Source organism: Streptomyces sp. NPDC048590 (genome assembly GCF_043199535.1).
Lineage (GTDB): Bacteria > Actinomycetota > Actinomycetes > Streptomycetales > Streptomycetaceae > Streptomyces.
The window spans coordinates 803,995-827,585 of record NZ_JBICWC010000003.1; the positions used below are offsets into that span (position 1 = coordinate 803,995).

Consider the following 23,591-nt stretch of genomic DNA (forward strand, 5'->3'; position numbering starts at 1 on the left):
GAGCGCGCCGGGGCGCTCACCCCTCCTGGAGTACCCGGACCGGCAGCGCCGCCATCGCGCCGCGCAGCGCCTCGGCGAACTCCTCGAACTCGGCGTGCCGCGCCGAGCCCGTACGCACGGCCAGCGCCACCCGCCGGGAGGGCGCGGGATCGGTGAAGGAGGCGGTGGACAGCGCGTCGTCGCGCCCCGTCTCCACCGCGACCGCGGTGCGCGGCAGCAGGGTCACCCCGAGTCCCCCGGCGACCAGCTGGACCAGGGTCGAGAGCCCCGCCGCGGTCGTCGTCACCGGCGCCCCCCGCGTGCGGCCGGCCTCCCGGCAGACGTCGAGCGCCTGGTCGCGGAGGCAGTGCCCCTCGTCCAGCAGGAGCAGCGGGAGGTCACGCAGCGCCTCCCGGGGCAGCCGGGTGGATCCGGCGAGCTGATGCCGCTTCTCCATGACGAGGACGAAGTCCTCGTCGAACAGCGGCAGCTCGGTGACTCCGGGGACCCCGAGCGGCACGGCGAGCAGCAGCAGGTCCAGCCGCCCGGCGGACAGCCCCTCCAGGAGAGAGGAGGTCTGCTCCTCGTGCACCTGGAGCTCCAGGTGCGGGTAGCGCTCGTGGACGAGCCTGAGGACGGCGGGCAGGAGGTAGGGGGCGACGGTGGGGATCACACCGAGCCTGAGTATCCCGGTGAACGGCGCCCGTACTGCCTCGGCCTCCTCCATCAGTTCACCGAGGGCCTCCAGCACGACCCGGCTGCGGACCGCGAGCCGCTCCCCGGCCGCCGACAGCAGCACCTTGCGCGTCGTACGCTCGATCAGCTGGACACCGAGTGCCACCTCCAGCGCGGAGACTGCTCCGGAGAGTGCCGGCTGACTCATCCCGATTGCCGCCGCGGCGTCCCGGAAGTGCAGATGCTCCGCCACGGCCGCGAAGGCGCGCAGCTGCGCGAGGCTGGGCTGCTTGACCCTGTTCGCCTGATTCACGTACGCCACTGATAGGTACCTCCGATCATCCGGGACGAGTGTAGCTATTTCCGCGATCAATGCACTCTGTGCCAGGGTGAGGGCAGTCCAACCCCCAGGAACGCCCCCAAAAAGGGATTTCCTATGCAACAAGGAGTGCGCGTGCTCACTGTCGGTGACAAGTTCCCCGAGTTCGACCTGACCGCCTGCGTGTCGCTGGAGAGCGGCAAGGAGTTCGAGCAGATCAACCACAAGACCTACGAGGGTCAGTGGAAGGTCGTCTTCGCGTGGCCGAAGGACTTCACCTTCGTGTGCCCGACCGAGATCGCCGCCTTCGGCAAGCTGAACGAGGAGTTCGCTGACCGCGACGCGCAGATTCTGGGCTTCTCCGGTGACTCCGAGTTCGTGCACCACGCCTGGCGCAAGGACCACCCGGACCTGACCGACCTGCCGTTCCCGATGATGGCCGACTCGAAGCACGAGCTCATGCGTGACCTCGGCATCGAGGGCGAGGACGGGTTCGCCCAGCGCGCCGTCTTCATCGTCGACCAGAACAACGAGATCCAGTTCACGATGGTGACCGCCGGTTCCGTGGGCCGTAACCCCAAGGAGGTCCTGCGGGTCCTCGACGCCCTGCAGACCGACGAGCTCTGCCCGTGCAACTGGACCAAGGGCGAGAACACCCTCGACCCGGTCGCCCTCCTCTCCGGCGAGTGAGCTGATACGACATGGCACTGAACGAACTGAAGTCCGCCATACCTGACTTCGCCAAGGACCTGAAGCTGAACCTCGGCTCGGTCATCGGCAACAGCGAGCTCCCGCAGCAGCAGCTGTGGGGCACCGTCCTGGCCTGCGCGATCGCCTCGCGCTCGCCGAAGGTGCTGCGCGAGCTGGAGCCCGAGGCCAAGGCCAACCTCTCCGCCGAGGCGTACACCGCGGCGAAGTCGGCCGCGGCGGTCATGGCGATGAACAACGTCTTCTACCGCACCCGGCACCTGCTGTCGGACCCCGAGTACGGAAACCTCCGTGCGGGCCTGCGGATGAACGTCATCGGCAACCCGGGCGTGGAGAAGGTCGACTTCGAGCTGTGGTCGCTCGCCGTCTCCGCGATCAACGGCTGCGGCCAGTGCCTCGACTCGCACGAGCAGGTGCTCCGCAAGGCCGGCGTCGACCGCGAGACGATCCAGGAGGCCGTCAAGATCGCTTCGGTGATCCAGGCGGTCGGTGTGACCCTCGACGCCGAGGCCGTGCTCTCGGAGTAGCGGACCGCAGTACCGTGTAGGGGAAGGGCCCCGTCGACGACCGACCGTCGACGGGGCCCTTCCCTGTGGTCACTTCCCGTGCCCGTTGCCCGGATCAGCTGGTTCACCGGGGTCCGGCGCGGTGTCGGCGGCGGGCCGGTGCGGGGCGGGCGGTTCCACCGGTGCCACCGAGATCGCAGTGGCGCCGTGCGGTCCGGGCCCGTCGAAGTCGACGGCCTGATGGTGCCCGTAGGAGCGCAGATAGCCGACCACCGTGTTGGTCACGGCGACCAGCGGTACGGCGACGACGGCTCCGCCGATGCCGGCGACCATGCCGCCGGCCGCGACCGAGAGCACCACGGCGAGCGGATGGACCCGCACCGCGCGGCCGAGGATGAAGGGCTGCAGGATGTGGCCCTCGATCTGCTGCACGGCGAGCACGACGGCCAGCACCATCAGAGCGGTGAACACTCCCTGGGTGACGAGCGCGACGACCACCGCGAGGGCTCCGGACACCACGGCCCCGACCAGCGGGATGAAGGCGAAGAGGAAGATGAAGACGGCGAGCGGGACCGCCATCGGCACGTCGAGGAAGTAGATCCCGAGACCGATGAAGATCGCGTCGATCAGCGCCACGATCACCGTGCCCCGCACATAGGCGGTCAGCGTCCGCCAGGCACGCGGTCCGGCGCCCGCGACGCCGGGCCGGGCCTGCGAGGGCACCAGCTTGAGCACCCACTGCCAGATGCGCTTGCCGTCGTAGAGCAGGAAGAGCGTGGAGAACATCGCCAGCAGCAGCCCGGTGAGGAACTCCACCAGCACCGTGACGCCCTGGAGGCCGGCCGAGGTGATCTCCTCGGTGTTGGTGCCGATGGTGTCGCTGAGGTTCTTGGCGATGTCGTTGATCTGCGACTCGGTGACGTGGAAGGGGCTGTCGAGCAGCCAGCGCTTCAGCTCGTCGATACCGTCACGGACCCGGTCCGAGAGGGTGTCCAGATTGTCCATCACCTGCCAGACGACGAACCATCCGACCAGGCCCATGATGACGAAGCCGAGCACCGCGGTGACCGCGGTGGCCAGACCGCGCGGCAGCCCGACCCGTCGGAGGCGTACGACGGTCGGCTGGAGCATCGCGGTCACCAGCAGGGCGGCGACGAAGGCCAGGACGACCAGCTGTACGGCGCTGATGATCCGCATCAGCACCCAGAGCGTGCCGGCCAGGACCAGCAGCCGCCAGCCCGCCTCGGCGGCGACCCGCATCCCCCAGGGGACGGCGGTCACCGGGTCGGGACGGGCGGGGACGTCAGGAGCGTAGGAGGGCGGGCGCGGCACCCGTTCGGCCACGACCGTGGACAGCGTCGACGAGGACACGCTCGCCGCGTCGGCCTCGGCACGGCGCTCGGACTCGGCGCGGCGCTCTTCCAGGCGCGCCCCGATCGTGGTGAGTTCGGCACCCAGGCGGCCTAGCCACCCCGGAAGTCTGGACATGGACCTTTCCTTCCCCCATCAGCTCCCCACACGCCCCCGGAGCCGTCCGGACGACCGTACACGCGAGAAGCTCCGCACCGTAGGACGGTGCGGAGCTTCCCGGAGTTGAGCGCTGGACCTGGCGGGTTCTAGTACCAGTGGTTGGCCTGCCAGAACGACCAGGCGGCGCAGGGGCTGCCGTAGCGGCCGCTGTTCATGTAGCTGAGGCCCCACTTGATCTGGGTGGCCGGGTTGGTCTGCCAGTCGGCACCGGCGGACGCCATCTTGGAGCCGGGCAGCGCCTGGACGAGTCCGTACGCGCCGGAGGAGGCGTTCTGCGCCTTGTAGTTCCAGCCCGACTCGCGCGACACGATCTCGCTGAAGCACTGGAACTGGTCGGCCGGCATCATCTGACGGGCCATCGCCTGCACTTCGGCGACGCTGTACGAGCCCTGCGCCGAGAAGGAGGAGGCGTCGCGGACGGAGGACCGGCTCGCGGCCTGCTCGGCTTCCCTCTTCTTCGCGTCGCGCTCGGCCTTCGCCTTGGCCTCGGCCGCCTGCTTCTTCGACTCGGCGTCCTTGGCGGCCTGTACGCGGGCCGTCTCCTCGGCGGACTTCTTGGCGGCCGCGTCGGCCGCTGACGCCTGGGCGTCGGCCTGCTGCGTCAGCGAAGCGGTCTGCACCTGGGCCTGCCGGCCCGCGGGGATGTCTGCGAGCAGCGTGGTGTCGGCTGCGGCCGCCTCGAAGTTGTTGTCGTCCGCAGCGGGAGTGCTGCCCGACGCAACGCCTACGACGGCGCCTACGGTGGTGACCGCGGTGGCGGATGCCACTGCGAACCCCCGGACCGAGATCCGGCTCACACGGTGTCCTTCCAGCATCGCCCGCTTAGGTGACCTCGCGGGCGCAATCGTGCCCTTGACACTGGCCTCCCTACTGCTTGGGTCACGGGAGGCACGGGCCCGGTGGGCAACTCCTCTACGGGAGTGCCGCGTGGTACTCGCGGGCGGCATACGGACGTCGGTTGTTGAGTTGTGTGATGCGTGGCGCCTCTGGAGGTGCCCAAGTGCCGTATGCGGGGCCTGACGGAAGCAAGACTCTGCCGGAAGGACACGGGGCGTTGCAATTCTGTGCCGCGTGTGAAAGGTCACACCTCGTTTGGCGCACAACATTTTCGGAAATGACGGCGCAGCACAATGCCGCCCGGCTAAGCTCCTTGGCTCGCCGGGCGGCATGTATGGGATGTACCTGGTCAGATGTGGCCGTCCTCCAGCATTTCGGTCACCAGGGCGGCGATCTGCGACCGCTCCGAGCGGGTGAGCGTGACGTGGGCGAAGAGCGGATGGCCCTTCAGTTTCTCGACCACGGCGACGACTCCGTCGTACCGGCCGACCCTCAGGTTGTCCCGCTGCGCCACGTCATGGGTGAGCACCACCCGCGAATTCGCCCCGATACGGGACAACACGGTCAGCAGGACATTCCGCTCCAGGGACTGCGCCTCGTCCACGATGACGAACGCGTCGTGGAGCGAGCGGCCCCGGATGTGGGTGAGCGGCAGGACCTCCAGCATCCCGCGCCCCAGCACCTCCTCGATGACCTCGCGCCCCGCGACCGCCGACAGCGTGTCGAAGACGGCCTGCGCCCAGGGACTCATCTTCTCGGCCTCGCTGCCGGGGAGATAGCCGAGTTCCTGGCCGCCGACCGCGTACAGCGGCCGGAAGACCATCACCTTCTTGTGCTGCCGGCGTTCCAGCACGGCCTCCAGGCCCGCGCAGAGCGCCAGGGCGGACTTGCCCGTGCCGGCCCGGCCGCCCATCGACACGATGCCGACGTCGGGGTCGAGGAGCAGGTCGAGCGCGATGCGCTGCTCCGCGCTGCGGCCGTGGATCCCGAAGGCCTCGCGGTCTCCGCGCACCAGGCGGACGTTGCCGTCGGCGGTGACCCGTCCGAGCGCCTTGCCGCGCTCCGACTGGAGGACCAGCCCGGTGTGCACCGGGTAGTCGGCCGCCTCGGGGATGTAGAGGCTCTCCTCTCCGAACAGCAGGTCGACCTGGTCCGCGGCAAGGGACAGCTCCGCCATCCCCGTCCACCCGGAGTCGGTGATGGCGAGCTCGGCCCGGTACTCCTCGGCGAGGAGGCCGACCGAGGACGCCTTGATCCGGAGCGGCAGGTCCTTGGAGACGACCGTGACGTCGTACCCCTCGGCCTGCAGATTGCGCGCGACCGCGAGGATCCGTGAGTCGTTGTCCCCCAACCGGTAGCCGGCGGGCAGGACGCCGGGGTCGGAATGGTTGAGTTCGACACGGAGCGACCCGCCCAGATCTCCGAGCGGGATCGGGGCGTCCAGCCGGCCGTACCGGACACGGAAGTCGTCCAGCAGGCGCAGCGCCTGGCGGGCGAAGTATCCGAGCTCGGGGTGGTGCCTCTTGGCCTCCAGCTCCGTGACGACGACGATCGGCAGCACGACTTCGTGCTCGTCGAAGCGCGTCATGGCGTTGGGGTCAGCCAGCAGGACGCTGGTGTCGAGAACATAGGTGCGCCTGTCGGGCATGCGGCGCTTTGTGCTGGTCACCACGGAAGGACGTACCCCCTCGGACGAGGTCGGGGAGTGCGACGGGTGTCGCGGAACTTCCCGAAGGGAGAGGACGGACCGGAGTCGGACCCTGTGCGCGGGCCGGACACCGGCCCTCCGCGTCGGCCGCACGCTGTGCGGTCCTTCGTGTGCAAAGGGCCTCCCGGGCGAGCGGCCTTGGTGCCGCTCACTTGGATGCGATGTCCGCCCGGTTACTGACCGGACATCGACCTGAGAGCTGTATTCCCTCGAACACGCGAAGCCATGCCCCGGCCTGCGAGAAGGTGCGCCGCGCCCTGATCCGTGCCGTCCCCGGCACGGATGACCGCACCGGCCTCCGTCAGGCCCCGTAGCGCCGGTGGCGGGCGGCGTAGTCGCGCAGGGCGCGCAGGAAGTCGACCTTGCGGAAGGCCGGCCAGAAGACCTCGCAGAAGTAGTACTCCGAATGGGCGCTCTGCCAGAGCATGAAGCCCGAGAGCCGCTGCTCCCCGCTCGTACGGATGACGAGGTCCGGGTCGGGCTGTCCGCGGGTGTAGAGGTGCTCGGAGATCAGATCGGTGGACACGACCTCGGCGAGCTCCTCGAAGGTGGTGCCGCGCGAGGAGTGATCCAGGAGGAGGGAGCGGACCGCGTCCGCGATCTCCTGACGTCCGCCGTAGCCGACGGCGACGTTGACGATTATCCCCTCGACCCCGGCGGTGGCCTCCTCGGCCTCCTTGAGGACGGTCTGGGTCTGCGCGGGGAGCAGGTCGAGGGTGCCGACGTGGTGGACCCGCCACCGTCCGTCGGACGCCAGCTGCCGGACGGTGTTCTCGATGATGCGCAGCAGCGGGACGAGCTCGGCCTCGGGCCGGTCGAAGTTGTCGGTGGAGAGCAACCAGAGGGTGACGACCTCGACATCGGTCTCGCTGCACCAGCCGAGCAGCTCGGAGATCTTGTCCGCCCCGGCCTGGTGTCCCTGTACGGCGGAGCCGCCGGACGCCTTCGCCCACCGGCGGTTGCCGTCGAGGATGACTCCGATGTGCTTGGGCACCTGGTCGTGGTCCAGGCGGCCTTCCACCCGGCGGGCGTAGAGCCTGTACACCAGGTCGCGGAAGTTCACTGAGTTCACCCTCTCGGTTCCGTGGCGGGCCCGGGCCCGCCCTCCCCCTCTGCGGGGGTCCGGGGCCGCCCCCCGGGAGGATCTCCGCGCGGTCCGCACACCTCGCTCGCGCGCCGCGGACCGGCATGTCCCGAAGCGGCCACATTACTGCGGACGGGTCACGAGGGCCCAACCCGGTCTGTCACAACTCCGTGATAAGGAGTGAAACGTGACTGATTCCCTTACCTACCTCCCCGACAGCACGCGCTACGACTCCATGGAATACCGGCGCACCGGCCGCAGCGGGCTCAAGCTCCCGGCCGTCTCGCTGGGTCTCTGGCACAACTTCGGCGACGACCGCGCCCTCGGTACGCAGCGGGCGATCCTGCGCCGCGCCTTCGATCTGGGTGTGACCCACTTCGACCTGGCGAACAACTACGGCCCGCCGCCCGGCTCCGCGGAGCTGAACTTCGGCAAGCTCCTGCGGCAGGACTTCGCGCCGTACCGGGACGAGCTCGTGATCTCCACCAAGGCCGGTTACCTGATGCACCCCGGCCCCTACGGGGAGTGGGGGTCCCGGAAGTACCTGCTGTCCTCGCTCGACGCCTCGCTGGGGCGGATGGGCCTGGACCACGTCGACATCTTCTACTCCCACCGCTTCGACCCCCACACTCCGCTGGAGGAGACGATGGGGGCGCTGGCCTCCGCCGTGTCCCAGGGCAAGGCGCTGTACGCGGGTGTGTCGTCCTACAGCGCGGCTCAGACGGCCGAGGCGGCGCGGATCCTGAAGGAGATGGGCGTGCCGGTCCTGATCCACCAGCCGTCGTACTCGATGGTCAACCGCTGGATCGAGTCGGACGGGCTGCTCGACACGCTGGAGGCGGCCGGTATGGGCTGCATCTCCTTCGCACCGCTCGCCCAGGGGCTGCTCACCGGGAAGTACCTGACGGGCATCCCCGAGGGTTCGCGGGCCAGCCAGGGCAAGTCCCTGGACCCGGGGCTGCTGGACAAGGAGATGGTGCGGCGGCTGAACGGGCTGAACGACATCGCGCGCGGCCGCGGCCAGTCCCTGGCGCAGCTGGCGCTGAACTGGGTCCTGCGGGACAGCCGCATGACCTCGGCCCTGATCGGCGCGTCGAGCGTGCGGCAGCTGGAGGAGAACGTGGCCGCACTCGGCGCCCCGGCGCTCGGGGCGGACGAGCTGAAGGAGATCGACACCTTCGCCGTGGACACCGCGAGCACCAACATCTGGGCGAACCGGGGCTGACGAGCCCGGTCCCGCCGGGGCGGCGCGAGGGCCTTCACGGGTCCCGCGCACCGGCGCCGCGGGGTGGGCACAAAAAAACGGGCCGGTCCGTGGGGGGGGGTTACGGACCGGCCCGAGGGGGGGTTTCCACCATAACCCTTCGTAAGTGATGCTGGGTGCCACGCCACGAAACAATCACTCTCCGGATTCGGCGGACTGCGCTGCGGGCACGGCGTGAGAGGCGTCGGCGACCGTGCCCCCGGATGCGGGAAACCGGTCTCGTCCGGGCTCTCAGCGGGACACGAACCGGATCGCCACGGTGTCGCCGCCGGCGACCACGAAGTCGCCGTTCTCACAGCGGATCACCGCTTCACGCACCTCGCCGTTGCCGTCGCGCAGCTCCTGGGTTCCGGTCACCGTCCAGGCGCCTCCGTACGGGGGCGGTGGCAGCCTTCCCAGCTGTTCGAACTGCCACAGCCCCGCGGGCACACACCAGTCGGGGAGGCCGGGCCACACGCCCGAGCTGATGCGCAGGGTCCGGTCGGAGCCGCAGGTCAGCAGGACCGACTCCCCGCCCTCCAGCACGAATTCGACCGCTTCCGGCTCCCCCGCCCGGCCCTCGGGCCGGTAGAACAGGCCGTGGACGGCGGTGATCCGTGCCCCCGTGAGCCAGTCGGCCCTTCCGTGGCGCGGCCGGCCGGCCGGAGCGCTGAGCTCCTCGCCCGGCAGTTCCCTTCCCAACGGCATGACCTGCTCCTTCGTTGTGCGCTCGGCCACCAGGGTCGCACTACTCGCGGGTAGGACGTCGGAGCGGGTACTGCCGTTGCACAGAGGGCAGGTGATACGGGGTCAGCTGTGGTCGGGTGGCGTGGAACCCGGCTTGCGGGCCTCGATCAGGAAGCGTGCGCTGTGCGCGACGAACGGCCCTTCGGACTCGATCCGCCGGTGCAGTGAGCGTAGTCGGGGCAGGTAGGCGTCGACGGTGAAGTCCGGCACCATCCAGATGACCTTGCGCAGGAAGTAGACGACTGCCCCGATGTCGAGGAACTCGGTGCGCAGCCGCTCGGAGCGCAGGTCGGTCACGACGAGCCCGGCGGCCTCGGCGTCGGCCCGGGCGCGTGCCGGGTCCCTGGCTCCGCGTTCCTCGGCGGTTCGGGGGCCCAGGAAGTACTCGACGAGCTCGAACACGCTCGCCGGGCCGACCTGCTGGGAGAAGTACGTACCCCCGGGGGCCAGGACACGGGCGATCTCGTCCCACCAGGCGACCACCGGATGGCGGCTGACGACCAGGTCGAAGGCGCCGTCCGCGAAGGGCAGGGGCGGCTCGTCCGGGTCGGCGACCACGGCCGCGCCCCTCGGGTGGAGCAGCGCGGTGGCGACCGCGACGTTCGGGGGCCAGGACTCGGTGGCCACGGTGAGCGGGGCGAACACGGGGGCGGAGGCGAGCACCTCCCCTCCCCCGGTCTGGATGTCGAGGGCTGCCCGTGCCCGCGCGAGGCGGTCCGCCATGGCGCGCGCATAGCCCCAGGACGGGCGCTGCTCGGTGGCCCGCCCGTCGAGCCACGAGAAGTCCCAGCCGTCCACGGACACCGCTGCGGCCTCGGCGACGAGGGCCTCGAACCGGGCGTCGGAGTGGGCGGGGTCGAGGGGGGCGGGAGAGTTGCTCATACGGAAAGGGTCGCAGCCGACGGTGGAGCCACGCGACCCGTTATCCGCTCGTCCGGACGTCAGTGCGGCAGGTGAGGGTCACGCCGCCAGGCCTCCGAACAGCAGACCGACGAAGGTTCCGGCGACCATGAACGGGCCGAACGGGATGCCGGTCCTGCGCCCGGCGCGGCGCATCACCATCAGTCCGGCGCCGTAGAGCGCGCCGAACACGAATCCGGCGAAGCCCCCCACGAAGAGCACCTCCCAGCCGTACCAGCCGAGTGCCACGCCCAGGGCGAGGGCGAGCTTCACGTCTCCGAAGCCCATGCCGTTCGGGTTGATCAGGAAGAGGACGAAGTAGAAGCCGCCGAGCCCCACCCCGCCGAGGAGCGCCGAGATCCAGGACCCGCCGTGCTCCGGGAGCAGGGCGGCCACCCCGAGGAGCAGTACGGCGGCCCCGGCGAGGGGCAGCGTCAGGGTGTCGGGGAGCCGGTGGACCCTGCGGTCGATGGTGGCGAGGAGAACGGCGACGGGGGCGAGCAGCAGCCAGGCGACGCCTTCGGGCCGGGTGCCGATGGTGGCAGCCAGGGCGGCGCAGACGAGTGCGGTGACCACCGGGAGCGCGAGGGCCGGCGCGTAGCGGCTCCGGGTGGGCGCGCGCCGTTCCGGCGGGGCGTGGTCGACCGGCGCGACGGCGGGGACGGCGACGGCGCACGCCGGGCATCTCGTCGAGCCGAGCCAGCCTCCGGCCGGCCCTGTCAGCGCGTGCCCGTCCGGGCAGGCGTCCCTCCAGGGCTCTTCGGGTTCGACGGAGAAGCGGTAGGCGGCGCGCGGGAGCAGCAGTCCGGTGACGGCGCCCCAGAGGGCGGCGACCGCAATCAGTGTGGCGTCCACGCAGCGACCCTAATCCGGCGCGTACGGCCGGGTCTTGGGCCCTGGGGCCCACGAGGGCGCCGATTTACCTGCCCGTGCGGGGGTGTGCGGGCTACGGTCGGTGCCCATGGGGAAATGGCGCAACGGCAGCGGGACACTGACGGTCGGCTCGGACGCCGAGGCTCGGGAGGTGCCGCTGCGGATAGCGGCGTCCTACCGGGCGCGGGCACGCGGGCTGCTCGGTGTGGACGGCGTGGACGGTGCCCTGCTGATCACTCCGTGCGGGAGTGTGCACACCTTCCGGATGCGTTTCACCATCGATGTGGCCTACCTGGACCGGAAGTTCGGGGTGCTGGCGGTCCGCACCATGAAGCCCGGGAGGCTCGGTCTGCCCAGGCTCCGCGCCCGTCATGTGGTGGAGGCGGAGGCAGGGGCGATGGAGCGGTGGGGCCTTCGCCCGGGTGCCCGGGTGCGGGTCGACGCCGCACCCGCTCCCGCTCCCGCTCCCGCTACGGAAGCTTCGCCGCCTGCCGGGTGACCAGGGCGGCAGGGACCTCGGGGGTCTTCCCCGTCAGGAAGTCCGCCGCGTAGAAGGTGACGACCGTCGAGCCGGTCCGTACGAGGTGGAAGACGAGCGGCACCGGGGCGCCTTCCAGGCTGCCGGTCACCTGGTAGGCGAGGGATTCCTGGCCGGCCCCGGGGGCGGGCAGCGCCTTGACGTCGGTGTAGGTGGACGGCCCGTCCTCACCGGTGGTGCGGAAACCGCCGGCGCAGGCCCGCACGGCTTCCCGGAGCGAGCGCATCAGTTCCTCGGCTCCGCCCGCGCGGTGCGAGGTGAGGATCTCGGTGACGACGGTCTGGTCATCACGGCCCTCCTCCCGGGTGTCCGTCGCCGTGCGGAAGACGGTGGCGGCGGGCGCGGGTTCGGGTGAGCCGTTGATGACCGCGGTGATGGGGCGGCATGCCTCGTCCTCGGACTCCTCGGTGCCGCGCTCGTCGCTGCCCGGAAGGGGGGCGACGTCGAAGCCCGGGACCTCTCCCGTGGTGAGGGCCACCCCGGCGAGCCGCGCCTCGGTGAGCGTCCTGCCGTCGCTGGTGACCGCGGGGGCGGGGCTCGCGGTGGTGGCGGGGGGCCGGGACTCCTCGCCCGGTGCCGCCGAGGCGTCGGACTTACGCGCGGCCCCCTTGGCCTCGTCCTCTGCCTGGCCGCAGCCGGCTGCGGCCAGGCAGAGGAGGAGGGCGCTCGCCGCCAGGGCCGTGCTCCGTACCTTCATCGCTCACCGTTCCTGACCGCCGCAGACCGGACCAGCACGCTAACAACGGGGACCTCCTCGGCGCGTGGGCCCGTGGGCCCAACTCCGGGACAGCCCTCAGGGAGGTCCGGATCCGAGCAGCGTCCATGCCCCGTAGACCGCGGAGGCGAGGGCCAGGAAGGTGAGGGTGACGGCGGTGCGCGCTGTCGTCCGCATCCCGGCGAGGGCGACGGCCGGGGGCAGGAGCAGGGGGAACGCGGGCATCATCAGGCGCGGCCGGGACCCGAAGTAGCCGGAGCCGATCAGCGAGACGACGACCACGGCGACGGTGTACACCAGCACGGGCAGCGGCTGCCGCTGCCGCACGCACAGGACGACCAGCCATCCCAGCAGCCCGAGCGCGGCGCAGAGGCCGAGCGCGGCGGGCAGCGGCAGCCCGGCGACGAACAGGGCGAGGGCGCGGCCGCCGTCGATGCTGTTGCCCCACCGCGCCTGGACGTCGAAGTACGCGAACGGGCTGCCCTCCCGTACGGCGACGAACACGACGTACCCGAGCCAGCCGAGCGGGGCGAGGCACACGCCCAGGAGCATCCGGGCGTTCCGGCGGAGCAGGCCGCGGCGGTCACCGGTCCGCCGTTCCCGCAGGAGGACGGCGACGGCGGTGACGGCGAGCGCCGCGATGAGGGCGGCGGCGGTGGGCCGGGTCAGCCCGGCGAGGACGCAGAGGGCGCCCGCCGTGATCCAGCGGCCCTTGAGGACGGCGTACAGCGACCAGGCGGCGCACGCGGTGAACAGGGTCTCGGTGTACGCCATCGACTGCACGAACCCCGTCGGGTACGCGCCCCACAGGGCGGCCAGTACCACTCCGGTCCGCCGGTCGCGCAGGTGCGCGCCCACGGCGAAGACGCCCCAGGCGGCGAGGAGACCGGCCGACCAGGCGACCGCGATCCCGGCGCCCTCCACGGTGAACGGTGTGACGGCGGCGAGGCCCCGCTCGAGTGCGGGCAGCAGCGGGAAGAACGCGAGATCGGGGTGGACGCCCCCGTCGGGCAGCGTGGCCGTGTAGCCGTAGCCGTGCTCGGCGATCCGCTGGTACCAGACCGAGTCCCAGCGCCCTCCCAGCAGATGCAGGGCGTCCTTCCCGGCTGCCGGCGCCCACAGTGCGAGGACGAGGAGCCCGACGGCCCTGACCGCCGCGTAGGCCGCCAGTGCGGGGGCGGCGTGGGCGAGCACGGCTCCGGCGCGAGGCCAGGCGGCACCGGGGTCGGGCGCCACCGGGCGGGTGCGCGTCTGCAGATCGGGCATGCGGCCGATTATGCGGGCGCCGGCGGGGCGGCCATGACGCCGGTGGGTGCCCGGCCCCGTGCTCCGGGGCCCGGCGGGTCTCCGATGTGCGCGAGGTCACCAGGCCGGTTCCGGCGGCGGCCCTCCCCCGGCGCGCAGGATCTCGGGGCGCACCTCACTCCGCGTACCGAGACCACGGCCGACCAGCGGGGCGACCGTGCGGATCAGCTTCAGCTGGACCGAGCGCAGGACCCGTACCGTCAGGTCGTCCGGCCAGCCTGTCGTGGTGGACCACTCGTACCCCGAGCCGATCACGTCGCTGGCGAAGGCCACCTCCGTCGCGAGCAGCGCCCGCGCCCAGTCCATGGGTTCGAGCGCCGCCCTGCCCGCGAGGGCGTGGTGGATGCTCACGCCGCGGCGGCTCAGGTCCTCGGCGCCGTCGAACCCCATGGCCACGGCGAACTCCTCGGTGCAGCGGGCCGGGCCGCACCACTCCATCAGTCCTCGCTGGAGGAGTCTGCACTCCTCGTCGGTCAGCGCCAGTTGCTCAGCGGTGGGCAAAGCGCCCTCACCTCCTGATTGCGGGCCCGGCCCGGCGCCGTGGGGGGAGCGCCGGGACGGGCGACGGATCACTGCAGCGCAGACGCTATTGACCTGCCGCCCGGGCGTCTTGGGCCCAGGGGCCCAACCCGGGCTTCAGGCGTCCTCGGCCGCTTCCGGAATGCGTTCCACCCTCGCTCCGGGCAGCTGGGCGAGAGGCGCTTCCGCGGCGTCCACGAACAGGGCCGGTGGACCGTCGTCGTTCTCGTCCGGTGTTCCGCACCCACCGGGGTCCAGGTCCAGCACCCGCGCCCTCGTCGTGACCCCTTCCGGAGTGGTCGCCCAGTAGGCGGAAGGCCGCACCCCGGCAGCCGGGTGGAACACGGTGCTTCCCAGTGCGGACGCGAGCCGGCGGGCTGCCTCCCGCTCGGACGGCGCCGACACCTCCGGGGACACCCTCACGTCCCAGGCGAGTGCCAGATCGCCGGCCAGGGGCTCGTAGTCGCAGAGCACCTTGGCCGACCAGTCGTGATGCCCGTCCGACTCCCCCGCGATATCGACGTCGCGCTCGCGCACACCCACCATCCCCGCCAACGCGGAGAGCATCGCATCGGGGTCAGGACGATGGACCGTCAGGAACGAGTACGAGGTCATCGCAGCCGATGCGCCGCACGACCGCCCGTGCGCCCGATCAGTCTGTGCGGCCCGCGCACCGTCGTCATCGAGCGCCCCGGGTACTGCTTCTCTCCTGGGTGGCACGCGCTTCAGCCGCGGTGCGTCGGATCCTCTTGGTCCTGCCGTGCTCGGCCAGCAGGTCCAGCAACCGACGTGGCCGGCCCGGGCGGGCCGCCCGGAGCTGCAGCCAGTCCGACCAGGAGTCGAGGTCCTGGGCGCTGTAGCCGCCGCTCTCCTGGCCCTCGTCGCACCGGTCCAGGGCGTCGAGCACGGCGAACTCCTCGGCTCGCCGCTCCGCGAAGTCACGGACCTCGGGGGGAAGTGCTTCGACCCAGCGAGCACGCTCGTCCGCGGGTGCCGTCTCGAGCACGAGGACCACCACGGCCGAGGCGAGCGGCCCGTCGGTCTCCGCCCGCACCGCGTCCAGCAGCAGCGCGTGCGAGGCCGGGGACCCGGCTGCCTCGCGGTAGAGCTCCCACCGTGCGTGGCCGTCGTCCCGGAACCGGGCGCCGTCGTGGGGGGCCGGCTCACCGCGCACGGTGGCGTTCAGCGCCTCGACGCGCGCCAGGAGTCCGGTTTGGCGCTCAGCAGTCATTGTTCCTGTGCCGTTCCATCGACACCTGGATGTTCCGCTGGCTCGCTCACGCCGCCAGCTCCCGTCGCGCCTCGGCATACGAGTTCTGGGGAACCAGCTCCGACATCTTCGCGAAGAAGACGGTTCCGGCCGCCTTGAGCGCTTCCAGGAGCTCCGCGGAGGCGCCACTCGCTCTTCTGACCTCCTCGCCGATCCTGGCGGTCACCAGGATTCGGGAACCAGTGGCCTGAAGGGACAGCCTGATCGGCTGATCCGGGAAGAAGGTCTCCGCATAGCCTGCGGACCGCACCTGCGTCACCATGTCGGCCAGGTAGCACCAGAGTTGGTCGACGTAGTCCCACTCCTCCGTACCGATGACCTCGACTCCACCCACCGAGATCCGGATCGCTCCTTCGATGTAGTCGGAGTCCGGCGGCGGGTTGCGGCAGCTCTCCAACCGGACGAACTCTCCGCTCTCAGCCCTGAGAAACGTCTCGATCTCCATCACCACACAGGCCCTTCGGTCGAGGTCGTTCCGGGTGGGACTGGCCCACCGTGACTGGGCGGCGCACGCGCCCAGGTGGTTCTCCGCCTCCGGCGCCAGGCCATCGACATTCGGCATCTCGACCCGACCGACACCCCCGACGACTCGCCACCACGGCCGTCGTCCAGGAAAGGAGCATCCAGTCGCTCTGCGCGAGCATCTATGAGTGAGTCAGCTTTCGTCCAGCAATTGCAAAACCCCTTCAGGTCCACCTGATTCGATGATGCCCTTGAAGGAATCCAGCATGGCCGCCACGCCGCCCCTCGGGAGGATCACGAGATCGGGACACTGAAAGTATGCCCCTCCAGAACATTCTCCGGTCTCCCGCCAGCGATCCATCACCTGCTCGATCGCCCGGAGCGTCATGAACGTGGCGCTCCATCGCGTCCCGTCCGACAGACGGAGTTCTGCGTCGACATTCTCGACGGTTTCCTTGTCGTCCTCCGCACCCAGCATGAAGAGCGCGCTGAACTGTTGGTTCTCTACCCGGTAGAGCGGGTCACTGACCATAGAGCTGACTCAACCTCGCAATCACCTTGGACTCGTTCGCCTTGTCGGATTTGCCGACGATCTGAATCCCGCCATCGACGTTGCGGAAGAAAAGGCGGCCGCCGTTCCTTCCTCGCGCGTAGGTGACGTCCGTTCCGGACAACGCTTTACTCCCGAGGCCCGGATTCATGTTTCCGCGCGACAGCTGCTGGAACAAGCTGTCCAGGTCAGCCTGAACCTTTTGATTCTTCCCAGCCTGCTGCGCGGCCTTCACCAGCGCCGGGTCCTCGCTGATAGCAGAGGACATTGTGGGGCAGCCGTTGGAGTTGTGAACCAGCACCGGCGTCTCGCCCGCCAGCACATAGTACGTGTGGATACCCGAGACAGTGAGGTCATGGGTGGTCTGCCGCTGGGTGTAGCGCGTCACCGCTGCGACCGTCAGGGAGGAGCCGTCCGGCGTGCGGAGCCTCGCCCCGGGGCGGATCTCTCCGGCGTCCAGCCAGCTCCGCGCATCCACCGACCAGAAGGGGTGCGTATCGGTCGCGGTGACCGCCGAGGGGCCTGACGGCGTGCGGAACAGCAGCCGGGTGAAGTACTTGTCGTCGTGGGTCGTGATCAGGCGCTTGACCTCACGCGCCCCGGACAGGCCTGTCGCGGGATCTGTCGCGGTCACCATCGTCCCGGCGGCGGCCTTCTCGATCCCGACCTGCCGGCCGTCCGCCAGCAGCACCCGTGTTCCCGGCAGGAAACTGTGGGAGGCAGGACACGTCGGCGGCTTGTCGTCCGCCGGGTCCTTCTTGGGCGGGTCCTTCTTCTCGGCGTCGAGCTTCCTCTTCGCGTCGTCGAGCTTCTTCTCGGCGTCCTTGACCTTCTTGCGGTTCTTGACGAGGTTCTTCAGCCCGTCGTAGAGGTCCCCGCCGTGCTTCTTCAGGGCCTTGATGAGCTTGGCGGCCTTCTTCCACTTCCACGGCGCGCCGTACTTCGCCGCGAGCTTCCCGACCGCGCCGCCGATGAGGCTGAGCAGGACGTTGATGAGGGTCTCCGTGCAGGCGCCCATGTCGCCCTTGGTGATGCAGTCGAGCGCGTCGGTGATCCCCAGTTCCTCGGCAAGGATCTTGGCGAGTTCCTTGGCCGCCTCGATCGCCTTGTCCGAGCTGGTCTTCTCCGCCGCCTGGGCGTCCTGGAGCTCCTTCAGCGCGGCGTCGTAGTCGATCTGCGCCTGTGACTTCGGTGTGCCGTCGTCGGAGGCCGGGTCGCCCTTGCCCGGCGAGTCCTGCGCCTGGGTGTCCCCGCCGCCACCGCCACCGCAGTCACCGCCGCCGGTGATCCGGCAGACCTGCTGGCCGAGCTTCTCCGAGAGCTCGGCACCGACCCCCGTCGCCACCAGGGCTCCGATGATCGCGACGACGACCATGACCAGTCCGACGTACTCGATGGCGCCCTGTCCGCGCTGCCCCCGCCGCAGCCCGACCATGCGTACCCCGGTCCGCGGCACCTTCTCCCGCGACCAGCGGCGTAACCGACGACGTACATCCCCCGGACCAGTCATGCATTCGAAGCTAACTGCGGTCCGGTGCGGCGGTCTTGGGCCCACGGACCCAACTTGGCACCCGGGGAGCCCGTCTCCCCGGGTGCCTTCCGGACCGCCCCGGCCGTCTCGGGGACCGGACCCCGCTGAGGCCGCGCCGCAGGTCGTGGGAGGGTTTTCGGGCCTCGCACAGCCCGTACGGGGTGTGCGGCGCGGAGGAAGGCGACAGCGGATGACGGCCGGTTCATCGGTACCGACGGCGGAGGAACCCACGGCGGAGGAACCGCCGGCGCAGGGGTCGTCCGACGGTCCGGGCCCACGGCCCCGGCTGCTCCGTGACCTCTCGCTGTCGGCCGTGCTCGCCGGGCTCGTCGTGGTGGTCGTCTCCTACTCCGGCCCGCTGGCCATCGTGCTCGCCGCGGCCCGAGCGGCGCACCTGGACGCCGGGCAGACCGCGTCCTGGATCTGGGCGATCTCCATCGGCAGCGGGCTGACCTGCATCGCGCTCAGTCTGCGTACCCGGATGCCGATCGTCACTGCCTGGTCCACCCCGGGCGCCGCGCTCCTGGTCACCAGCATCGGTTCGTACGCGTACGACGAGGTGATCGGAGCGTTCGTCGTGTCGGGCCTGGTGATCGCCCTGATCGGGCTGACCGGGATCTTCGGGCGGCTGATGCGCCTGGTGCCGGGGGCCGTGGTCTCGGCGATGCTGGCGGGTGTCCTCTTCTCCTTCTGCGCGGACGTGTTCACCTCGCTGGAGCACACCCCGCTCATCGCCGGCTCCGTGCTCCTGGCCTATCTGCTCGGCAAGCGGTGGCTGCCGCGGTACGCCGTACTGCTGGCGCTCGTGGCCGGTCTGATCGGCAGCGCGGTGAGCGCGAAGCTGCACATCCACATCGACCACGTCGGCCTCGCCCGGCCGGTGTTCACCGCACCGGCCTTCTCCGTGGCCTCGCTCATAGGCATCGCGGTGCCGCTCACCCTGGCGACGCTGGCCTCGCAGAACGCCCCCGGCATCGGGGTGCTCACCGCGTCCGGCTACCGCCCCGACGACCGTCTCCTGGTCGGCTCCACCGGCCTGGTCTCGGCGGGCCTCGCCTTCTTCGGTTCGCACGCGGTGAACCTGGCGGCCATCACCGCCGCGATCTGTACGGGCCCGGAGGCGCACCGCGATCCCCGGCGCCGCTATGTCGCCGGAGTCTCCTGCGGTGTCCTGTACCTGGTGGTGGGCGTTCTCGGCTCGACCCTGGTGGCCTTCTTCGCGGGACTGCCGGAGGAGCTGGTCGCGTCCATCGGCGGCGTCGCCCTGTTCGGTGCGCTGGCGGGCGGGCTGACCGGCGCCGTCCGGGAGGAGAAGGACCGGGAGGCGGCGCTGATCACCTTCCTGGCCACGGCCTCCGGCGTCACCCTCTTCGGCATCGGCTCGGCCTTCTGGGGGCTGGTGTGCGGGGTGGTCGCCCATGTCGTGCTCAACGCCCGCCGCCGGAAGCGGCGGGGCGACGCCGGGCAGGGCCTCCCCGCCTGACCCTGGCGCTCCGGCGCCGCCGCGCGTGGTCCGCTCAGTCCGAGCCGGATGCCCGCAGGACGGTGCAGCGGGAATCCCACGAGGGGAGCAGCCCGCGCGGCGGGGCCGTCCCGCTCTCGGAACGGCCTGGCTCCGGGGCGTCGGGCTCCGTGCGGCCGGGCCCCGTGGCGTCGGGCTCCGTGTAGTCGGGCGGAACGTCGCCGATGCCCTGTGCCTCGAGTACGTAGAACTCGGCTCTCTCCCCGAGGATCTCCAGCCTCGAATCGGGAAAGAACGAGAACTCGGCGCGGAAGAGGTCGTCGAGGCGTCCCGGCACCCCCGAGACGACCGTCCGCGCGGTCGGGCCTTCGGGTGCCGTGCCCGCGGTCCAGTCGAGGGAGCGCAGGCCACGCATCACCAGGAGGGCCGCGTTGCCCTCGTCGATCTGCATGGCGGTGCGCAGTTCGAAGAGCAGGGAAGCCGTGGACGTCAGCTGGCTGACCCGGCATTCCAGTAGTTGCGCCTCCCGCAGCGCGTCCGGCTCGCGCAGCGGGTCCGGCCAGGCCGTGCCGCCGTGTGGTCCCGGTGCTGATTCCTCCTCGCGGATGACGAGGTCGTTCACCCGGACCACGGGGCCGGGGGCCGGGGCGCGGCACCCGGATGATGCGCCCGTCCGGGCGGACGGGGAGTCCGCCGACCGGGCGTCCTTGGTCATGTAAGCCACCGAACAGTCATGGGAGGGACCGTAACGGCCGAGCTCCGAAAGGGTCTTGGGCCTATGGACCCAACTGCCCCTCGTCGGTGGCCGGGCTGGATGCCTGCCAGGTTCAGACAGCGGGCGTCCTGGCGAGGAGCACGCGCAGGAGTTCCCTGCCCCGCTCCCAGTCGCCGTGGCCGCTGTCGGAGTTGATGTGTCCCTGCTTCCCCACCGAGGTGCGGGGTGACTCCCATCCCGTTGCGAGTCCGGCCGCGGCGGCGGCCCCGCAGTAGGGGTCGTCATCGCTCGACACCACGAGGCCCGGACACGGCAACGGCCGCGCGGTGACCCCGAGGAACGTCGACGCCGCCTCGTGCGGGAAGGCGGGCCCCAGCGGGTCGGGGGGTGCCGCCAGGAAGGCCACGACCCCTCCGGGCCTCGCCTCCTCCAGCCAGCGTGCGGCTGCCCAGCAGCCGAGGCTGTGCGCGACCAGGGCGACACCGTCCCCGTCGGCCTGCCGGGCAGCCCGCTCGTACGCCGTCCGCACGGCGGCGACCCAGTCCTCCAGGTCCGGCTCCGTCCAGGAACCCGGGGCGATCCGGGTGGCGGACGCTCCCCATCCGGCTTCCCACCTGCTCTGCCAGTGCCGTTCGTCCGAGCCCCCGATGCCGGGGACGATGACGTACGCGACCATCGCCCAACGCCCTTTCCCTCGTCCGTGGCCCGTCCGCGACGGGCTCACGGCCGATTCTCGGTGGGCGGGTCGGCAGCACTGCCTCCCGGCGGATGATTCCGAAGGAACCGGGGAGGAAAACGATGGAATCACTCGACGCGACGGACCGCGCCATCCTGGAGCTTCTCCAGGCCGAGGGCCGGCTCTCGGGGGCCGAGGTCGGACGGCGGGTCGGTCTGTCGCAGCCCGCGGCGAGCGCCCGTATCCAGCGTCTGGAGAAGCAGGGCGTCATCACCGGGTACCGGGCCGTCGTCGCCCCGGCCGCTCTGGGGCTGAACATCCACGCCGTCGTCCGGCTGCGCACCACCCACGCCCTGCTAGCGCGGGCGCTCGCCATGGCCGCCCGGATTCCCGAGGTCGTCACGACCCTACGGGTCACCGGTGAGGACTGCCTGCTGTTCGACGTGCACTGCGCCGACGCCGGCAGGCTCGAACAGGTCGTGGACTCCCTGGCCCGCTTCGGCCCGGTCATGACGTCACTGGTGCTGCGGAGCTATCCCGCCAAGCCTCTGCCGGTGGAGTAGCCGACGGCTCGGCCACCGGGGCGCGGGACCGGCACCACGTGCGAACCGGTTCCGGGGCGGGCGGCTTGGGCCCGGAATTGGGGCCGGGGGCCCAGGTCGCCCGGCCGGTTCCTCCCTACGCTCACGGCTCACAGGGAGAGCAGTGGCCGGCGAGAGGGTGAACCGTGAGCGGTGGCAGCGACTGGGGAAGCAGAGTCCCGGGCCATGCCCCGCCGACCGCCGCCGACGGCGGGGGCGGCGGCTGGTTCTTCCCCCTGACCCGTAGCTGGGCAGCCGGCGCTCTCGTCTACGTCGCCTCCGGATATCTGGTGGCCAAGGCCTTCGTGGAGACGCTGGCCACCGACGAGCGGCTCGAACTCTTCGGCTGGCGACTCGCCTTGCTCCACCTGCCGGGTGTGCTGGTCACGGTTCTCACGGTGCTGGCCTCGGCCCGCGTTCTCCCCGACCGGCAGCGGGAGTCGCGCCTCCTCCGCCTGTCGGCCGCGCTCGCCGTCCCCGTCGCCGGACTCGCGTACGGCTACGCGGTCACCTGGGACGTCGTGGGCACGGAGGGCCTGCTGATGCCGGTGGTGGTGATGGTGACCGGGGCCGCCGTCGGGCTGGCCGTGGACCGACTGCTGGAGGACCGGGGCTCGGATCAGGCCGCCCCACCGGCGTACCAGCGTTCCTACGACTGGCGTGACCAGGGTGCCACCGCCATGGAGTACCTCGGGGTCGTCGTGGTGGTCGTCGCGCTGGTCGGGGCCCTGTCCATGGCCGGCGTCGGCGGGCAGATCGGGGACCGCATCCGCTGCGCCATCACCTCGCTCGCGGGGGACGGCGGCGGGAACTGCGCGAGCGGGGGCGAGAACACGGCGGCGCCGAAGACGGACGCCGACTACGAGCCCAAGCTCTGCCAGGTCTCCAGCGTCTCCGACACCGCCGGCGGCAAGGTCAAGATCGCCTGGTTCGAGTGGGGCGAGGAGTACGGCTTCCAGCAGAAGGTCGCCCAGGCCAACACCGATGTGAACGAGGACGGGAAGGTCGACGAGAACGACAAGCTCGTCTACATGACGTTCACCGACGCCGCGTCCGTCGGAGCCACCGCCAGCACCCCCGGGGTGAAGCTCGGCAAGCTGGGCAAGGCCGACGTCGACATCGGCGGCGGCATCAAGATAACCAACGGCGACACCTGGGTCTTCAAGAGCGAGGAGGAGGCCCAGAAACTGCGGGACGACATCGAGGAGATGAAGATGTGGGAGACCTCGATGACCCACAGCGGCGGCTACGGGGGCAACTGGTACTCCGGCATGAAGTGGGCGGAGAAGCAGGAGGACATCGAGGAGAAGATCGGTGACAAGAAGATCTCCTACTCGACCATCGGACTCGACGTGTACGCCGACGGCGGTCTCTCCCTGAAGCCGGCCGACGAGGCGAAGCTGAGCGCCAAGCTGGGCGGCAAGGCGAAGTTCTCGCCCGAGGTGACGATCACCAAGGACGACGTCAACGGCAACGAGTCGTACACCTACACCGCCAAGCTGGACTTGGAGGGGAAGGTGAGCGGCGCCTCGGGCCCGCTGGGCAGCACGGCCGGCGCCAAGGACAGCCGTACGGGGGCCGTGACCGTCACCCGCGACCAGAAGACCGGGAAGATCGTCCGGATCGACATGACGCAGACACAGGAGGGTACTTCGACGTCCGACAAGGCCGAGGCGGGCGGCGACAACGGGAAGAAGGACGGCGACAAGCGCGGCGGCAAGGGCAGCATCACCGACTCGTCCAGCGAGACCGGTATCGAGGTGCAGACCAACTCGATCGTCTTCGGCAAGGAGACCGACCCGGACACCGAGGCGAAGCGGACGATCGCCGAGCAGTGGCTCGACGGCTCCGGCAACAACACCGCACCTTTCGAGTACATGTTCGGCGACCACACCCTGGAGCAGAAGCCGGACGGTACCGACCCCTTCGAGCAACTGATGTTCCAGGACGGTCTGTCCAGCACGATGCGGTACCACGGGGAGACGGACGCCCAGGAGTTCGGCTTCGAGGTCTCGTTGGGTATGAGTCTGGGGTTCTCGATCTCCGACGAGCACAAGAGCGAGACCCTGACGGACGCACAGTTCCTCGGGGCTCCGCAGGGCGACAAGCGCACGCTCCTCCCTTACAGCTACTGCGCGCAGTGAAGACGGACGACGAA

General features: G+C 70.7%; 25 protein-coding genes. 7 read left to right on the forward strand and 18 right to left on the reverse strand.

The genetic code is table 11. From position 1 onward, the window contains the following. Positions 1-16: 16 nt before the first annotated feature. Positions 17-976, reverse strand: a complete 960-nt coding sequence (locus ACGFNN_RS11915; RefSeq protein ID WP_393554978.1) for a hydrogen peroxide-inducible genes activator — start codon at positions 974-976, stop codon at positions 17-19. A gap of 132 nt (positions 977-1,108) precedes the next feature. On the opposite strand from ACGFNN_RS11915, the gene ACGFNN_RS11920 reads away from it, so the two are divergent. Next, positions 1,109-1,663, forward strand: a complete 555-nt coding sequence (locus ACGFNN_RS11920; protein WP_362539050.1) for a peroxiredoxin — start codon at positions 1,109-1,111, stop codon at positions 1,661-1,663. An 11-nt stretch (positions 1,664-1,674) separates the two neighbouring features. Then, entirely contained in the window at positions 1,675-2,208 is a 534-nt protein-coding gene (locus tag ACGFNN_RS11925; protein ID WP_362539048.1) for an alkyl hydroperoxide reductase, read from the forward strand. A gap of 69 nt (positions 2,209-2,277) precedes the next feature. Here the strand turns inward: ACGFNN_RS11925 and ACGFNN_RS11930 are convergent, their stop codons facing one another. The 4 genes from ACGFNN_RS11930 to ACGFNN_RS11945 all read right to left on the reverse strand — a co-directional run bounded on the left by ACGFNN_RS11930 (position 2,278) and on the right by ACGFNN_RS11945 (position 7,325). Beyond that, a complete protein-coding gene (locus tag ACGFNN_RS11930) occupies positions 2,278-3,675 on the reverse strand; it encodes an AI-2E family transporter (RefSeq protein WP_393554980.1) in 1,398 nt (465 codons plus the stop codon). 128 nt (positions 3,676-3,803) lie between these two features. Beyond that, positions 3,804-4,514 carry a lytic transglycosylase domain-containing protein gene (locus ACGFNN_RS11935; RefSeq protein ID WP_393554982.1) on the reverse strand — a complete coding sequence of 237 codons (711 nt, stop codon included), beginning with the start codon at positions 4,512-4,514 and terminating at the stop codon, positions 3,804-3,806. A 389-nt stretch (positions 4,515-4,903) separates the two neighbouring features. Further along, a complete protein-coding gene (locus ACGFNN_RS11940) occupies positions 4,904-6,226 on the reverse strand; it encodes a PhoH family protein (protein ID WP_362539042.1) in 1,323 nt (440 codons plus the stop codon). A gap of 337 nt (positions 6,227-6,563) precedes the next feature. Next, positions 6,564-7,325 carry an isoprenyl transferase gene (locus ACGFNN_RS11945; protein ID WP_362666502.1) on the reverse strand — a complete coding sequence of 254 codons (762 nt, stop codon included), beginning with the start codon at positions 7,323-7,325 and terminating at the stop codon, positions 6,564-6,566. A gap of 208 nt (positions 7,326-7,533) precedes the next feature. Between ACGFNN_RS11945 and mgrA the strand changes: the two genes are divergently transcribed. After that, the gene (gene mgrA, locus ACGFNN_RS11950; protein WP_393554985.1) at positions 7,534-8,571 is read left to right on the forward strand and encodes an L-glyceraldehyde 3-phosphate reductase; all 1,038 of its coding nucleotides are present in this window, start codon (positions 7,534-7,536) and stop codon (positions 8,569-8,571) included. Positions 8,572-8,841: 270 nt separating this feature from the next. Here the strand turns inward: mgrA and ACGFNN_RS11955 are convergent, their stop codons facing one another. From ACGFNN_RS11955 to ACGFNN_RS11965, 3 genes are all read right to left on the reverse strand, one after another. After that, positions 8,842-9,297 (reverse strand): hypothetical protein, encoded by a 456-nt coding sequence (locus tag ACGFNN_RS11955; RefSeq protein WP_393554987.1) that lies wholly within the window; start codon positions 9,295-9,297, stop codon positions 8,842-8,844. A gap of 102 nt (positions 9,298-9,399) precedes the next feature. Continuing rightward, positions 9,400-10,218, reverse strand: coding sequence for a class I SAM-dependent methyltransferase (locus tag ACGFNN_RS11960; RefSeq protein ID WP_393554989.1), 819 nt, complete (start codon positions 10,216-10,218; stop codon positions 9,400-9,402). Between the two features lie 78 nt (positions 10,219-10,296). Continuing rightward, on the reverse strand, positions 10,297-11,091 hold the full coding sequence (locus tag ACGFNN_RS11965; protein ID WP_393554991.1) for a prepilin peptidase: 795 nt from the start codon (positions 11,089-11,091) through the stop codon (positions 10,297-10,299). 106 nt (positions 11,092-11,197) lie between these two features. Between ACGFNN_RS11965 and ACGFNN_RS11970 the strand changes: the two genes are divergently transcribed. After that, the gene (locus tag ACGFNN_RS11970) at positions 11,198-11,608 is read left to right on the forward strand and encodes a DUF192 domain-containing protein (protein ID WP_393554993.1); all 411 of its coding nucleotides are present in this window, start codon (positions 11,198-11,200) and stop codon (positions 11,606-11,608) included. On the opposite strand, the gene ACGFNN_RS11975 is transcribed toward ACGFNN_RS11970, so the two are convergent. The 8 genes from ACGFNN_RS11975 to ACGFNN_RS12010 all read right to left on the reverse strand — a co-directional run bounded on the left by ACGFNN_RS11975 (position 11,580) and on the right by ACGFNN_RS12010 (position 17,978). Then, positions 11,580-12,344, reverse strand: a complete 765-nt coding sequence (locus tag ACGFNN_RS11975; RefSeq protein WP_393554995.1) for a hypothetical protein — start codon at positions 12,342-12,344, stop codon at positions 11,580-11,582. The genes ACGFNN_RS11970 and ACGFNN_RS11975 overlap by 29 nt on opposite strands. Before the next feature lie 96 nt (positions 12,345-12,440). After that, positions 12,441-13,628 carry a hypothetical protein gene (locus tag ACGFNN_RS11980; RefSeq protein WP_393554997.1) on the reverse strand — a complete coding sequence of 396 codons (1,188 nt, stop codon included), beginning with the start codon at positions 13,626-13,628 and terminating at the stop codon, positions 12,441-12,443. A 96-nt stretch (positions 13,629-13,724) separates the two neighbouring features. Beyond that, positions 13,725-14,168 (reverse strand): hypothetical protein, encoded by a 444-nt coding sequence (locus ACGFNN_RS11985; protein ID WP_393554999.1) that lies wholly within the window; start codon positions 14,166-14,168, stop codon positions 13,725-13,727. Between the two features lie 135 nt (positions 14,169-14,303). After that, a complete protein-coding gene (locus ACGFNN_RS11990) occupies positions 14,304-14,801 on the reverse strand; it encodes a hypothetical protein (protein ID WP_393555001.1) in 498 nt (165 codons plus the stop codon). Positions 14,802-14,865: 64 nt separating this feature from the next. Beyond that, positions 14,866-15,417, reverse strand: a complete 552-nt coding sequence (locus ACGFNN_RS11995; RefSeq protein ID WP_393555003.1) for a hypothetical protein — start codon at positions 15,415-15,417, stop codon at positions 14,866-14,868. 46 nt (positions 15,418-15,463) lie between these two features. Then, entirely contained in the window at positions 15,464-16,018 is a 555-nt protein-coding gene (locus tag ACGFNN_RS12000; RefSeq protein ID WP_393555005.1) for a hypothetical protein, read from the reverse strand. A 93-nt stretch (positions 16,019-16,111) separates the two neighbouring features. Continuing rightward, complete coding sequence (locus ACGFNN_RS12005) at positions 16,112-16,450, reverse strand: hypothetical protein (RefSeq protein WP_393555007.1); 339 nt, start codon at positions 16,448-16,450, stop codon at positions 16,112-16,114. Then, positions 16,440-17,978 carry a Hint domain-containing protein gene (locus tag ACGFNN_RS12010; protein WP_393555009.1) on the reverse strand — a complete coding sequence of 513 codons (1,539 nt, stop codon included), beginning with the start codon at positions 17,976-17,978 and terminating at the stop codon, positions 16,440-16,442. Before ACGFNN_RS12010 ends, ACGFNN_RS12005 begins: the two co-directional genes overlap by 11 nt. 211 nt (positions 17,979-18,189) lie before the next feature. Here ACGFNN_RS12010 and ACGFNN_RS12015 point away from each other — a divergent pair, with 211 nt between their 5' ends. Further along, positions 18,190-19,482, forward strand: coding sequence for a benzoate/H(+) symporter BenE family transporter (locus tag ACGFNN_RS12015; RefSeq protein ID WP_393555011.1), 1,293 nt, complete (start codon positions 18,190-18,192; stop codon positions 19,480-19,482). A gap of 34 nt (positions 19,483-19,516) precedes the next feature. Here the strand turns inward: ACGFNN_RS12015 and ACGFNN_RS12020 are convergent, their stop codons facing one another. Then, entirely contained in the window at positions 19,517-20,083 is a 567-nt protein-coding gene (locus ACGFNN_RS12020; protein WP_393555013.1) for a hypothetical protein, read from the reverse strand. Between the two features lie 205 nt (positions 20,084-20,288). After that, positions 20,289-20,852 carry an RBBP9/YdeN family alpha/beta hydrolase gene (locus ACGFNN_RS12025; RefSeq protein WP_393555015.1) on the reverse strand — a complete coding sequence of 188 codons (564 nt, stop codon included), beginning with the start codon at positions 20,850-20,852 and terminating at the stop codon, positions 20,289-20,291. Between the two features lie 122 nt (positions 20,853-20,974). On the opposite strand from ACGFNN_RS12025, the gene ACGFNN_RS12030 reads away from it, so the two are divergent. Beyond that, complete coding sequence (locus tag ACGFNN_RS12030; protein WP_393555017.1) at positions 20,975-21,415, forward strand: Lrp/AsnC family transcriptional regulator; 441 nt, start codon at positions 20,975-20,977, stop codon at positions 21,413-21,415. Between the two features lie 164 nt (positions 21,416-21,579). Then, positions 21,580-23,577 (forward strand): hypothetical protein, encoded by a 1,998-nt coding sequence (locus ACGFNN_RS12035; protein ID WP_393555019.1) that lies wholly within the window; start codon positions 21,580-21,582, stop codon positions 23,575-23,577. Positions 23,578-23,591 lie beyond the last annotated feature (14 nt).